This window comes from Sanguibacter inulinus (genome assembly GCF_013415325.1).
GTDB lineage: Bacteria > Actinomycetota > Actinomycetes > Actinomycetales > Cellulomonadaceae > Sanguibacter > Sanguibacter inulinus.
In genome coordinates this window covers 1-13,697 of sequence record NZ_JACBYE010000019.1, presented here as the reverse complement: position 1 = coordinate 13,697, position 13,697 = coordinate 1, and the positions used below count along the sequence as shown (strand labels likewise).

The 13,697-nt window shown below is 69.8% G+C and carries 12 protein-coding genes; 5 read left to right on the top strand and 7 right to left on the bottom strand.

The features are described 5' to 3' along the window. Positions 1-148: 148 nt before the first annotated feature. Positions 149-1,501 (top strand): MATE family efflux transporter, encoded by a 1,353-nt coding sequence (locus tag HZZ10_RS09325; RefSeq protein WP_179913330.1) that lies wholly within the window; start codon positions 149-151, stop codon positions 1,499-1,501. Between the two features lie 408 nt (positions 1,502-1,909). On the opposite strand, the gene rplI is transcribed toward HZZ10_RS09325, so the two are convergent. The 5 genes from rplI to HZZ10_RS09300 all read right to left on the bottom strand — a co-directional run bounded on the left by rplI (position 1,910) and on the right by HZZ10_RS09300 (position 6,513). Beyond that, positions 1,910-2,359 (bottom strand): 50S ribosomal protein L9, encoded by a 450-nt coding sequence (gene rplI, locus HZZ10_RS09320; protein ID WP_056134544.1) that lies wholly within the window; start codon positions 2,357-2,359, stop codon positions 1,910-1,912. A gap of 17 nt (positions 2,360-2,376) precedes the next feature. Beyond that, on the bottom strand, positions 2,377-2,613 hold the full coding sequence (gene rpsR / locus HZZ10_RS09315) for a 30S ribosomal protein S18 (RefSeq protein ID WP_012868730.1): 237 nt from the start codon (positions 2,611-2,613) through the stop codon (positions 2,377-2,379). Positions 2,614-2,699: 86 nt separating this feature from the next. After that, positions 2,700-3,197, bottom strand: a complete 498-nt coding sequence (locus HZZ10_RS09310) for a single-stranded DNA-binding protein (RefSeq protein ID WP_056134547.1) — start codon at positions 3,195-3,197, stop codon at positions 2,700-2,702. A gap of 62 nt (positions 3,198-3,259) precedes the next feature. Further along, positions 3,260-3,547, bottom strand: coding sequence for a 30S ribosomal protein S6 (gene rpsF, locus HZZ10_RS09305; RefSeq protein WP_056134550.1), 288 nt, complete (start codon positions 3,545-3,547; stop codon positions 3,260-3,262). 275 nt (positions 3,548-3,822) lie between these two features. Continuing rightward, complete coding sequence (locus HZZ10_RS09300; protein ID WP_179913293.1) at positions 3,823-6,513, bottom strand: transglycosylase domain-containing protein; 2,691 nt, start codon at positions 6,511-6,513, stop codon at positions 3,823-3,825. Positions 6,514-6,933: 420 nt separating this feature from the next. On the opposite strand from HZZ10_RS09300, the gene HZZ10_RS09295 reads away from it, so the two are divergent. The 3 genes from HZZ10_RS09295 to HZZ10_RS09285 all read left to right on the top strand — a co-directional run bounded on the left by HZZ10_RS09295 (position 6,934) and on the right by HZZ10_RS09285 (position 10,324). Further along, positions 6,934-7,617 (top strand): PadR family transcriptional regulator, encoded by a 684-nt coding sequence (locus HZZ10_RS09295; RefSeq protein WP_056136301.1) that lies wholly within the window; start codon positions 6,934-6,936, stop codon positions 7,615-7,617. After that, complete coding sequence (locus HZZ10_RS09290) at positions 7,614-8,705, top strand: inositol-3-phosphate synthase (RefSeq protein WP_056134570.1); 1,092 nt, start codon at positions 7,614-7,616, stop codon at positions 8,703-8,705. The genes HZZ10_RS09295 and HZZ10_RS09290 overlap by 4 nt, the downstream gene beginning before the upstream one ends. 317 nt (positions 8,706-9,022) lie before the next feature. Then, entirely contained in the window at positions 9,023-10,324 is a 1,302-nt protein-coding gene (locus HZZ10_RS09285) for an MFS transporter (protein ID WP_179913292.1), read from the top strand. 336 nt (positions 10,325-10,660) lie between these two features. Here HZZ10_RS09285 and HZZ10_RS09280 read toward each other — a convergent pair whose 3' ends face one another. Both HZZ10_RS09280 and HZZ10_RS20045 read right to left on the bottom strand, forming a co-directional pair. Further along, entirely contained in the window at positions 10,661-11,329 is a 669-nt protein-coding gene (locus tag HZZ10_RS09280) for a response regulator transcription factor (protein WP_179913291.1), read from the bottom strand. Beyond that, entirely contained in the window at positions 11,326-12,522 is a 1,197-nt protein-coding gene (locus tag HZZ10_RS20045) for a sensor histidine kinase (RefSeq protein WP_179913290.1), read from the bottom strand. Before HZZ10_RS20045 ends, HZZ10_RS09280 begins: the two co-directional genes overlap by 4 nt. Positions 12,523-12,687: 165 nt before the next feature. On the opposite strand from HZZ10_RS20045, the gene HZZ10_RS09270 reads away from it, so the two are divergent. Beyond that, positions 12,688-13,697, top strand: a 1,010-nt coding sequence (locus HZZ10_RS09270) for an alpha/beta fold hydrolase (RefSeq protein ID WP_179913289.1), incomplete at its 3' end; no start/stop codon positions are given.

Sequence of the window (13,697 nt, the reverse complement as noted above, 5' to 3'; positions counted from 1 at the left end):
CACAGTGTGCATAACCATGGGGATAACTGGGGACAACCGCGGATCTCAGCCGAATATCAGGCTCTCAGCCCCGGAATTCCGCCGATCTGCCTGTGGATGAGAAGATTCGTTGTCCACATATCCATGCCTCGACCCTGGGAGGGACCACGTGGCGGACAGTGCTGCGCCCCGTGAGCACCGCGGACCCCGTCGTCCCCTCGACCGTCAGATCCTCGCGCTCGCCGTGCCCGCTCTCGGGGCGCTCGTCGCCGAGCCGATCTTCGTCCTCGTCGACTCCGCGGTCGTCGGCCACCTGGGGACGGCGCACCTCGCGGGGCTCTCCGTCGCGTCGACGATCCTGCTGACCCTCGTCGGGCTGTGCGTGTTCCTCGCCTACGCGACGACGGCCTCGGTCGCCCGCAGGGTCGGTGCAGGTCACCGCGCCGAGGCGCTCCAGTCCGGTGTCGACGGCATGTGGCTGGCCGCAGGTCTCGGTGTCGTCCTCGCGACGGCGCTGTGGCTCTCCGCCCCCTGGGCGATCAGCGCGATGGGCGCCGACGGCGCCGTCGCCGGGCACGCGGTGACCTATCTGCGCTGGTCGAGCCTAGGCCTCCCCGGGATGCTCGTGGTCCTCGCGTCGACAGGCGTGCTGCGCGGCCTCCAGGACACCCGCACCCCGCTGTACGTCGCAGTGGGCGGGGCCGTGACCAACACTGTCCTCAACGTCGTGCTCGTCTACGGGCTCGGGCTCGGCATCGCCGGATCGGCTGCGGGGACCGCCGCCACCCAGCTGACGATGGGCGCCGTGCTCACGGTCGTCGTGGTCCGCGGAGCACGAGCAGCCGGTGCCTCGCTGCGCCCAACCTCCGGAGGCATCCTCGCCAACGCCCGCGCCGGGGTACCCCTCTTCGTCCGGACCCTCTCGCTGCGGCTCGCCATCCTGCTCACGGTCTTCGTCGCGACGGGCCTCGGGGCTGTGAACCTCGCCGGGTACCAGGTGCTCAACAGCGTGTGGGGTCTGGCCGCCTTCGCCCTCGACGCCCTCGCGATCGCCGCGCAGGCACTCATCGGGCACAGGCTCGGTGCCGGCGACGTCTCCGAGACCCGGGCGATCCTGCGTCGCACCCTCCAGTGGGGGGTCGGCGCCGGAGCGGCCATCGGCGTGGTCATCGCCGCCGGGGGCTGGTGGTTCGCGCTGCTCTTCACGACCGACCACGAGGTCCGGGTCGCCATCACGCTCGGCATGGTGGTCGCCGGGGCGCTCATGCCGCTCGCCGGCTGGGTCTTCGTGCTCGACGGCGTGCTCATCGGCGCGGGCGACGGTCGCTACCTCGCATGGGCTGGCATGCTCACCGTGGTCGTCTACGCCCCTGTCGCCCTCGCCGTCCGCGCGTGGGCTCCCGAGGGTCCAGCCGGTCTCGCGTGGCTGTGGCTCGCCTTCGCCGGCGTCTTCATGCTCGCCCGCGCCGTCACGACAGGCCTGCGCGCCCGCTCCGACCGCTGGATGGTCGCCGGCGCCTGACTCCCTGATCGAGGTCGCACAGACGACCACGAGGTCGCACGAGCACGCCAGGACCCGCCCCAGAAGACCCTGATCCGGCGTGTCTGCACGACCTCGTGACGATGCGTGCGACCCGGAGGTGCTGCGTGCGACCTCGGCGTCTCACGTGCATGGCCTCCGGTCTGCCGAGAGACTCGGTCGTCACCGTGTCGCAGCCGATGACCGTCGACCGCACAGACATCGACCCGACCGGCACCATCCTCCCGGGCAACCTCATGGACGCCGTCGAGGCAGGGCTCCGACGGGTCGTCGGTCTCTGACAGCCAGCCCCCGAGCACGGCGAAGGGCCCGGTCCTCCGAGGAGGTCCGGGCCCTTCGCGTCGTGCACGAGCTGCAGGCTCACGCCCCGAGGGGGCGCTCGTCAGATGCTCAGGCCTCGACGACCTTCACAGCGATCTTCGCCGACACCTCAGGGTGCAGGCGGACCGACACGGAGAAGTCTCCGGTCGACTTGATCGGCTGGGTGATCTCGATCTTGCGCTTGTCGACGGTGACGCCACCGAGGGCAGCGACCGCGTCAGCGATCTCGGCCGTGGTGACGGCGCCGAAGAGGCGACCGCCGTTGCCGGCCTTCGCCTTGACGACGACAGGCTTCGACTGCAGCGAGTCACGCGTGGCCTTGGCCTCGTCGAGGGTGGCGATCTCGCGGGCCTTGCGGGCCTTGCGGATCGCGGTCACCTGCGACTCGGCACCCTTGGACCACGGGGTGGCCAGGCTGCGCGGGACGAGGTAGTTACGGGCGAACCCGTCCTTGACGTCGACGACGTCGCCAGGCTCACCGAGGCCGGTGACCTCGTGGGTAAGAATCAGCTTTGCCATGTGTCTTCAGCCCCTTCTCAGCGTGCAGATGACGAGTAGGGGAGAAGAGCCATCTCGCGTGCGTTCTTGACTGCACGCGCGATCTGACGCTGCTCCTGGGTGGACACACCGGTGACACGACGGGCGCGGATCTTCCCGCGGTCCGAGATGAACTTACGCAGCAGCGCGGTGTCCTTGTAGTCGACGGTCTCGATCTTCGCCGACTTCAGGGGGTTGGACTTCTTCTTCGGCTTACGCACAACGGGCTTTGCCATTGCGGTTGCTCCTTCACTCAAGGGTGCTCCAGACGTCCGCGCGCGTGGCGCGGGGACGAGACCGGAGGCGATCTACGGGGTGGGGACTAGAACGGCGGCTCGTCGGCGAACGAGCTTGCGCTGTTCGACGACGCCGGACCTGCGGTCGCCCACGGGTCGTCTGCCTGTGCCTGTCCACCAGAACTGGCGCCGAAGCCGCCTCCGCCACCGCCGCCCGAGCGCTGGGCTCGGGTGACCTTCGCGGACGCGTACTTCAGGGAAGGACCGATCTCCTCCACCTGAAGCTCGACGACGGTGCGCTTCTCACCCTCACGGGTCTCGTACGAGCGCTGCACGAGTCGGCCCTGAGCGATGACGCGGGTTCCCTTGGTGAGGGACTCCGCGACGTTCTCAGCAGCCTCACGCCAGATCGAGCAGCGCATGAACAGCGTGTCGCCGTCCTTCCACTCGTTGCTCTGGCGGTCGAAGGTCCGAGGCGTGTTCGCGATCGTGAAGTTCGCGACCGCAGCCCCGGACGGGGTGAAGCGGAGCTCCGGGTCGCCCGTGAGGTTCCCGACCACCGTGATGACGGTGTCACCAGCCATTGCTTCTCTCCATTCGATTCCGTGCGGGTCGTGCGAGGTCGTGCAGGTGCTTCAGCGTGTGCTCAGACGTCTGCGCGCAGGATCTTGGTCCGCAGGACGACCTCGTTGAGGCCGAGCTGACGGTCCAGCTCCTTGGCAGTCGCAGGCGTGGCGGTGAAGTCGACCACCGCGTAGATGCCCTCTGTCTTCTTCTGGATCTCGAACGCCAGACGGCGGCGGCCCCAGATGTCGACCTTGTCGACCGATCCACCTTCGGTCGAGATGACCGTGAGGTACTTGTCGAGCGACGGAGCGACGGTGCGCTCTTCGATCTCGGGATCGAGGATGATCATCAATTCGTACTGACGCATGTGTGAACCCACCTCCTACGGACTCAGCGGTCACGGTCTTTCCGTGACAGGAGGGTTAGTGCGTACGTACGGCCGGGACGAGTCCCGGCCGCTCGGTGTGCGCCTCCTGCCCGATGGCGGGCAGCCGGACGCACACAACAGTGTCCAATGGTACCCGCCCGAGGTCCCGCCGGGAACCCCCGCCTGGACCTAGGAGCGAGGCACCTGCGCGTCCCGTGAGACGCGCACGGCCCGCCCGACCGAGGTCGAGCGGGCCGTGCGCGCGACCAGACGCGTCACCCTCCAGGCAGCAGCCCGGCGCCGTCGTCAGCGCCTGGCTGCGACGGCTCCGGCTCCGGCTCCGTCGTCGGCTCAGGCGCGGGAGGCGGCTCGGGAGACGGCGCCGGCGCTGGGGTCGACGGTGCCGGTTCAGGTGCCGGTTCCGGCCCCTTCGACACGACGACCGCGACCGTCGACCCGAGCGGTACCTCGCTCCCGGAACCCGGGTTGATGCTGATGACGGTCCCGGGCGCGCTCGGGTCGAACTGCTCGGACACCGAGGGGGTCAGCCCCGCAGCCGCGATCGCACCCGAGGCAGCGTCGGCCGAGCTCCCCACGAGCCCGTCCGGGACGAGACCCGTCGTGGGTGCTGGCGGCTCCGTCGTCGGTTCAGGGGTGGGCGTCGGTGTGGCCGTCGGCTTCGGGGGTGACGGCCGCTCGGGGAACTCGAGCACGGGACGTCCCGCGAGCACCTTGCCCATGTAGTCGGTCCAGAGGTCCGCAGGCACTGTCGCACCCGTGACGTTCCGGTAGCCGCCGAAGGGCGTGATGCTCTCCTGCTCGCCGTTGGGCCCAGACTGGAACAGCGAGACCACGGTGACGAACTGCGGGGTGTACCCGACGAACCACGCTGACTTGTTCTCGTTGGTCGACCCGGTCTTGCCCGCGATCGGGACGCCGAGCTCAGAGGCGGCCTTGCCCGAGCCCTTCTCGACCACCTGCGTGAGCGCGTAGGTCAGCTCGGCGGTGTTCTCGGGCGTGAACTTGCGCTCGGCCGTCGTGTTCGCCGTGTAGACCACGGCGTCCTCGCCGTCGACCTTCTTGGTGACTGTCGCGACGATGTGCGGGGTGCGCGACTCGCCGTTGGTCGAGAAGGTCGTGTAGGCACGGGCGATGTCGACGGGGTGCACCGAAGCCGTGCCGAGGACGTTGGACAGGACAGGGTCGAGGTCGACCGAGTCGGCCGGGATCCCTGCGGCCACGGCTGCGTCGACCGTCAGCTGCGGTCCGATCTCGTCGTTGAGCTCCAGGTACGCCGTGTTGATGGAGTCCTGGGTGGCCTTCTCGAGCGAGACCCGCCCATAGCTGGTGTCGGCGAAGTTCGTCGCCTTGTAGTTGTCGTAGTCGCGGAAGACCTTGGGGGAGTTCCCGTCGAAGGTGTCCTTGAGCGTCTTGCCCTCCTGGAGGGCGGCCATGAGCGTGAAGGGCTTGAACGTCGAACCGGCCTGCGCCACGTCCATCGTCGCGCTGTTGAACTGCGAGGCGAGATAGTCCGCTCCCCCGTAGACCGCGAGGTAGCCGCCCGTCGTGGAGTCCACCGTCACGACGGACTTCTTGAGGTTCGGCGCGCTGTCCTGCGGCATGGCGTTGACAGAGTCGACGGCCATCGACTGGATCCCGTAGTCGATCGTCGTGCGGACGGTCAGCCCTCCGCTGTCGAGGTCTTCGCGGGTGATCGGCTCGGGCAGGGCCGCGAGCTCACGCTCGACCATGTCGATGAGGTACCCCTGCGGACCTTCCTTCCGGTTGGTCTGCTCATAGGGGATGGTCTCGGGGAAGGTCGCGCTGGCCTCGTCGTACTCCGCCTGGGTGAGGAACCCCTCGGCGAGCATGCCGTCGAGCACGTACTTCCACCGCTCCTGAGCCTTCTCGGGGTTGGACTGCGGGTCCCAGTTCGACGGGGACGGGATGATCCCGGCGATGAGCGCGCCCTGCGAGACCGTCAGCTCCGAGGCCGGGATGCCGAAGTACTTGGTCGCCGCCACCTGGATGCCGTACGCACCGCGTCCGAGGTAGATGGTGTTGAGGTAGTTCGCGAGGATGTCTTCCTTCTTCTCCTGCCGGTCGATCTTGACCGCGAGGAGCATCTCCTTGAACTTGCCCGCGTAGCTCGTCGTCGTCTCGCCCGTGTAGTAACGCTCGACGTACTGCTGCGTGATGGTCGAACCACCTGTCACCCGACCGTCACCGAGGGCCGCCTTGACGTTGCCGATGAAGGCACGCGTGAGGCCCTTGGGGTCGATCCCGGAGTTGTCGTAGAACGAGCGGTCCTCGGCGGCCACGGCGGCGTCGCGCACGTGCTGCGGGATCTGGTCGCCCGGGATGATCTCGCGGTCCTGGTCGGCGAAGACCGTCATGGGCTCGCCGGTCGCGTAGTAGACCGTGGACTTCTCGGGGAGGGTCACCGAGTCGGGGGTGGGGACGGCCAGGCTCACGTAGGCGGCGATGACGATGCCGCAGACCAGGGCGATGCCCGTGAGGATCGCTCCGAGCACGAAGCGCCACGAGGGGATCCAGCGGCGGATCGGGCCCTTGCCGTACCGCGGGTAGTTGAAGAACCGGCGACGTCCGCCGCCACCGCCCTTGCCGCCCGAGCCGGCGCCTGCAGCGCCCTTGCCCCCAGCAGCTGCGCCGCTCTTCGCGGACGTGCGGGCCGTGGTGGCTGCGCCGGTCTTCGTCGCGGTACTGGTCCTCGCCGACGCGGCGGTCCTCGCCGGGGAGGTCTTCCCTGCCGCCGCCGGCGGGATCGAGCCTGGGCGAGCGCTCGTTGCGGCGCGCTGGGGCGTGGTCGCGCCCTTCGCGCCGGCAGCCGGCGCTGCGGCGGGGCGTGCTGCGCCCGGGGTCCCGGTCGCACGGGAGGTCGCGGAGACCCGGACAGGCGTCGTGCCTGACGGACCCTGCTGAGGTCGTCCAGTCGAGCTTGCCACGCGCGGACCTTTCCTACGGCTGTCGATGTGAGCAGACCGCGGCGGAGGGCCGGTCCAGGTCTGCTGGTGGGCCGCGCACCTGGCGCGCCCGGCGGGACGTCTGGCCTCACCGGTGGGGCGGGAGCGCACGAGCCCACCGTGAACTGTAGAGGCTGGGCCGTTCGAGTTCACGCGATAGGGCGTCGCCGACCCAGTTCTGTGCCACGCCCGCCCACCAGTTCCCCGTCTCCTTCACATCCGGCGGCAGCCGCGCAGACTCAGGGTTCACCCGGCCTGGGCCGGCCCGGAGAAGGCATGCCGGAGAACAGCCACCCTTGCGCGACAGTGTCGATGTGCCTAGTCTTCCGATGTATCGATCCGATACATCGAGTCCCGTCTTGGGTGCTCGTGGGAGCTCACGAGGGTATCCAGGAGGTGTCTGTGCGCAGCAAGTCGTCCGTCTTGGAGACCGCCGTGCTCGGCCTCCTCAACGACTCCCCGCTGCACGGCTACGAGCTGCGCAAGCGCCTCAACCTGGTCCTCGGTTCGTTCCGGGCGCTGTCCTACGGGTCGCTGTACCCGTGCCTGAAGTCTCTCGTGACACGCGGTCTCATCGTCGGTGCCGCGTCGGACGAGGCTCCCCCGCACGCACTCTCGGGCAAGCGGGCGCGCATCGTCTACACGCTCACGGCCGACGGCAAGGAGCACCTGCAGTCCGTGCTCGCGTCGTCAGGTCCGGCCGCGTGGGAGGACGAGAGCTTCGACGTGAGGTTCGCGTTCTTCGGGCAGACAGACGCCGAGACCAGGATCCGCATCCTCGAAGGTCGGCGCAGCCGGCTCAACGAGCGCCTGGAGAACGTGCGTGACTCGTCCGCACGGACCCGGGACAGGCTCGACGAGTACACCCTCGAGCTGCAACGACATGGCCTCGAGCAGGTCGAACGTGAAGTTCGATGGCTCGACGGCCTCATCAACACCGAGCGCGACCGTCGTCGTGCCCGGACCACGGGGGTGACCCCGGGCGCCAGCCTGACGGCGGACGCACAACCTGCAGCACCAGATCAGATCAATCCATACGTTGTCGACGACCTCGGTCGCGACACAGACAGCAAGGAGCGAGGATGACTGCCATCCGCGTCGCCATCGTTGGCGTTGGAAACTGCGCGACCTCCCTGATCCAGGGCGTCGAGTTCTACAGGAACGCCGACAAGAACGAGACCGTCCCCGGTCTCATGCACGTCCAGTTCGGCCCGTACCACATCTCGGACCTCGAGTTCGTGGCTGCCTTCGACGTCGACGCGAAGAAGGTCGGCTTCGACCTCGCCGACGCCACGCAGGCGTCGGAGAACAACACCATCAAGATCGCCGACGTCCCGCCGACAGGCATCAACGTGCTGCGCGGCCCGACGCTCGACGGCCTCGGCAAGTACTACCGCGAGACCATCGAGGAGTCGGACGCTGCAGCGGTCGACGTCGTCCAGACCCTCAAGGACGTCAAGGCTGACGTCCTCGTCTGCTACCTCCCCGTCGGCTCGGAGAAGGCTGCGAAGTTCTACGCGCAGGCTGCGATCGACGCGAACGTCGCCTTCGTCAACGCGCTCCCCGTCTTCATCGCCTCGGACCCCGTCTGGGCCAAGAAGTTCGAGGACGCCGGCGTCCCGATCGTCGGCGACGACATCAAGTCGCAGGTCGGCGCGACCATCACGCACCGCGTGCTCGCCCGCCTCTTCGAAGACCGCGGCGTCGTGCTGGACCGTACGTACCAGCTGAACGTCGGCGGCAACATGGACTTCAAGAACATGCTCGAGCGTGAGCGCCTGGAGTCCAAGAAGGTCTCCAAGACCCAGGCCGTGACGTCGAACCTCGACGGACCTCTCGGTGGCAAGACCTCCGACCGCAACGTCCACATCGGCCCGTCGGACTACGTCGCCTGGCTCGACGACCGCAAGTGGGCCTACGTCCGCCTCGAGGGTCGCGCCTTCGGTGAGGTTCCCCTCAACCTCGAGTACAAGCTCGAGGTCTGGGACTCGCCCAACTCGGCCGGCATCATCATCGACGCCGTCCGTGCCGCGAAGATCGCCAAGGACCGCGGCGTCGGTGGCCCGATCCTCTCCGCGTCGACGTACTTCATGAAGTCGCCGCCGGTCCAGATGGAAGACACCAAGGGCCGCGTCGAGCTCGAGGCCTTCATCGCTGGTACCAACGAGCGCTGACCCGAAGCGCAGCGAAGGTTGGGAGCCCCAGGCATGCTTTTCGCCTGGGGCTCCCGGCCGTAGCGGAGCGCAGGGGCAGCGCGACCGAAGAGACAGCGCGATACCGCACCCGACAGGCCAAGCGCCCCAGGCATGCTTTTCGCCTGGGGCTCCCGGCCGTAGCGGAGCGCAGGGGCAGCGCGACCGAAGAGACAGCGCAATACCGCACCCGACAGACCAAGCCCAGGCACGCCCGTCACCCCGCGCTCCCCTCCCCCCGAAGACCCGAGCCTCACCCAGGCCCCGGGTCTTCTCTCGTCTCCCCTAGGCTTGCCCGCATGTCAGTCCCACAGGATCTCGCAGGCCTTCTCCGCGGCCGCGACTTCCGACGGCTCTTCGCCGTGCGCCTCGTGGGGCAGGCGGGCGACGGCATGTTCCAGGTCGGGCTCGCGACGCTCTTCTTCTTCTCCCCCGAGAGCCAGGGCACGGCCGGCTCGATCGCCGTGGCCTTCGCCGTGCTGCTCGCCCCGTTCACCGTGGTCGGCCCGTGGGCCGGGGTGCTGCTGGACCGCTGGCGCCGCCGCCAGGTGCTCGTCCGCGTCAACGTCGCTCGGGTCGGCGTCACGCTGCTCATCGGCGTGTGGGTCCTGCTGTGGGGCATCGGTCCCGTCGTCTACGTCCTGGCCCTGGCAAACCTGTCGCTCAACAGGTTCGTGCTGGCGGCCCTCGCGGCGTCGTTGCCGCGGGTGGTGCCGCGGGAGCAGCTGCTCACCGTCAACTCCGTGGTGCCCACCTTCGGTGCGGGCGCCGCCGCGCTCGGTGGTCTGGTCGGGCTCCTGCTCGGCCTCGTGATGGCAGCGGGACCGTCGAAGGACGCGGCGTCGCTCGGCGCGGCGGCAGTCTTCTTCGCGTGCGCCGCGGCTGTCGCGGCCCGCTTCGGCACCGACAGCCTGGGCCCGGGCGAGCTCGCGGACGCCGACGTGGTCCGCGAGCGCCTGGCCCGTCTGGGTCGTGGGCTGGTCGAGGGCGGGCGGGCGCTCGGGCAGATCGGCACGCCAGCACAGGCCCTCGCGGTGATGGGCGTGCACAGGCTCTTCTACGGGGTCACCTTCGTGGCGAGCATCTTGCTGTCGCGGAACCTGCTGGCCGACCCGGGTGACCCGGATGCGGGGCTCGCGGTCTTCGCGTCGGTGCTCGCGGCCTCCGCGGTCGGCTTCGGCGCTGCAGTGCTGACGACCCCTGTGCTGGCCCGGCGGACGGGGTCGCAGGTGTGGGTCGTGCTGTGCCTGCTGCTGGCGGGGGCTGCGCAGCTGGTGCTGCTGACGTCCGTGCGGCTGCCAGTCCTGCTGGTCTGCGCCGCGCTGCTGGGCCTCGCCGCGCAGGGCGCGAAGATCGCCGTCGACACGATCGTGCAGCGGGACACCCCTGACGAGTTCCGGGGGCGGGCCTTCGCGCTCTACGACGTCGTCTACAACTCGGCCTTCATCGCGGCTGCGGCGATCGCGGCGGTGACGCTGCCGGACTCGGGGTACTCGCGCCCGGTGTTCGCCGTGCTCGCGCTCGGGTACCTCACGACGGCCGCGGTCTTCGGGGCTCGTGGGCTGCGCTCCCCCCGACCGACGTCACCCGCAGGTGCCTGACCCGCACCACCTCACCTGCCGTGCCGTGCTGTGTCCTGCCCTGCCCTGCCCTGCCGTGCTGTGCTGTGCTGTGCTGTGTCCTGCCCTGCCGTGCCGTGCCGTGCCGTGCCGTGTCCTGCCCTGCTGTGCCGCGACCTGCCTCACGAGGTCGTCCCTCCTGCCACGAGGTCGTCCAGACACGCCGGGGACTGGACGCGGGCAGACAGATCTGGCGTGTCGGTACGACGTCGAGGTCTCCGGGACGACCTCGCGGGCGTCAGACCGACCTCGTGAGCCGCCGGGCCGACGGGCCAACGGGCCAACGATGCACCGCTGGCTCACCGCCGGGTCACCGGGTCACCGCCGGGGTGCCACGAGCCCCGACTCGTAGGCGAGGATCACCAGGTGCGCCCTGTCGCGGACGTCCAGCTTGGTCATGATGCGGTTCACGTGGGTCTTGGCTGTGTGCGTCGAGATGACGAGGCCTGTCGCGATCTCCTGGTTGGTCTGCCCCGCGGCGACGAGCAGGAGCACCTCGCGCTCGCGCCCGGTCAGGCGGTCGAGGCCGTCGTCCTGCCACGCGTCGTCTCGGGGGACGTGCTGCTGCACGAACCTGCGCACGAGCGCCGTGGTGGCGGCCGAGGACAGCAGTGCCTCCCCCAGGTGGACCGTGCGGACAGCGCGGACGATGTCGTCAGGCTCTGCCCCCTTGCCGACGAAACCGCTGGCTCCGGCCCGCAGCGCAGCGACCACGTACTCGTCGTCCTCGAAGGTGGTCAGGACGAGCACCCGGGTGGTGCCGGCCGACGGGCCCGCGCAGATCTGCGCTGTCGCAGCGATCCCGTCGAGGTGCGGCATGCGGATGTCCATCACGACGACGTCAGGGGAGGTCGCAGCAACAGCGCGCACGGCCTCGTGGCCGTCGGCGGCCTCCCCGACCACAGCGATGTCACCGCTGTCGGTGAGGATGTCGCGCACCGCCTGGCGGACCAGGGGCTGGTCGTCGACCACGAGGACGGTGATCACAGCGCCGCCCTGCTCTCGACGGGGACGGAGATGTCGAGCCTGAACAGGCCGCCGGCCTGGGAGGTCTCGACGCGGCCCCGGACCGACGCGACCCGCTCACGGAGCCCGCGGAGTCCATGACCGTCCAGGCTCTCAGGGCTGGCTCCGGGACGCACAGGGTTCGTGACGGAGAGATCGAGGGTCCCTCCCCTGCTCCTCAGCACGACGGCGGCCGAGTCACCGGTCCCGTGCTTGTGGGCGTTGGTGAGACCTTCCTGGAGGACGAGGTACGCGACGTGGTCGCTCACGGGCGAGAGCGCGGCGGTCTCGACGACGCCCGGCGCTCGGTCCAGGTCGACCCGCAGCCCGACGCCGGCGAAGCGCGCCACGAGCTCGTCGACCTGGGCCAGCCCGGCCTGGGGGTGCAGGTCGCGGAGGTCGTCGGCGTCGTCGGCGCGCAGCAGGGCCATCAGCCCGCCGATGTCGGTCAGCACGGTCCGGGAGGCGCTCCGGATCGTCGTGAGAGCCTCGCGCGCCCGCTCGGGCCGGGTCTCCATCGACGACGACGCGACCCCGGCGCTCAGACTGATGACCGCGATCTGGTGGGCGACGACGTCGTGCAGGTCCCGCGCGATCCGCACACGCTCTTCCGTCACGCGTCGACGGGCCTCGTCGTCCAGGTCCCGCTCGGCTCGCTCGGCACGCTCTGTCACGGCGTCGAGGACCTGCTGGCGCGACGTCTCGGCCTCGCGCCGCGACCTGCTCGCGTCGCCGAGGGCACCGCCGAGGACGACGAAGAGCACGAACTGCAGGACCCGGGGGTCGAGCAGGTCGCCGTCGAGAGGCACCGCCGCGACCAGGAAGACAGCGAGCGCTGCCGAGAGGACGCTCACGACCGCGACGGGCCTGCGGGTGCGGTCAGCCGCCGAGAAGGCGGTGATCGCGACGGCCAGCAGCGCACTCGGGGCGAAGGTCCCGGCCAGGGCGACGACGACGACGCACCCGACAGACACCGCGAGCGCGAGCAGGGGTCGGCTGCGCCGGGACGGGAGCACCAGGACGGGCAGCAGGGCGACGGCCAGCACGGGCCCGCCGGCTCTGAAGGCCTCGTCGGGGAAGGGAAGGACACCGAAGACGACGACCACGAGGACTGCAGCGACGTCTCGCGCCCGGGCGGCCGAGCCGGACTGTCGGGGCGCTCGGGGCTGGGTCACCCACCCAGTATCCCGTCCCCCACCTCGGACCGGATCGCCCGCGGGAGTGACGTCGACGTACGACGAGCGCGGTACGCCAGGTGTCCACGCGGGACTGACGCGCCCAGGACGCTGGCGGCCGATGCTGTTCCGTGGGGCGCAGGGTGCGCCCCGGGAGAGGTGCGTGTGAAGAAGCCTGTGAAGAGACTGCTGCTGTCGGTGACGGCCGTGGGTGCCGTGCTCGCGGTCGGTCTGGCGACGACGACTGTCGTGAACGTGGTCGCGACAGGACGGGAGAAGGACCGCATCGAGTCCTACGGGCAGACCGTGACGGTCGACGGTCGGCAGATGAACGTCCAGGTGACCGGCGACGGCCCTCTCGACGTGGTCCTGCTGCCGGGCTTCGGCACGGCCTCCCCGGTGCTCGACTTCGGCCCGCTCGTCACGGACCTGGCCGAGGACCACCGGGTGGTCGTCGTCGAGCCCTTCGGCTACGGCCTGAGCGACGGCACCGACGTGCCGCGCACCACGGAGAACATCGTGTCGGAGGTGCACGAGGCGCTCCAGGCCCTCGACGTCGACCGTTACGTGCTCATGGGCCACTCGATCGCCGGGCTCTACAGCATCGAGTATGCGACGCGGTACCCGGACGAGGTGACGGCCTTCGTCGGGATCGACTCGAGCGTGCCGGGCCAGCCCGGGATGGACACACGGTTCCCGACAGGCCTCATGGGCGCTGCGAAGTCGCTCGGCCTGGTGCGGGTGCTGTCGGCAGTCGCCGGTGACGGTCTCGACGGTGCTCAGGGCACCGAGGGCTCCGACGGCACCAGGGCATCAGCCGATTCGCGCGGCTCCGACGCCACGGACGGCCCTGTCTACAGCGACCACGTGCGCGAGCAGATGCGCATGCTCAGCAACAAGAACTCCCTCTCCTCGACCTACCGCGACGAGATGGCGCACATCCCCACGAACTTCGAACGGGCTGTCGGCTCGACCTTCCCGGCCGACCTGCCGCTGCTGCTCTTCGTGGTGGCGCACAACGAGAAGAACCCGGACTGGCTCCCGCTCCACGAGCAGCAGGCGGCCGAGGCCGACGACGGGACCGTGGTCCCCCTCGACGGCGAGCACTACCTGCACCACACCCACGCCCCCGAGATCGCCGACACCTTCCGCACCTGGGAGGCGACCCACCCGGC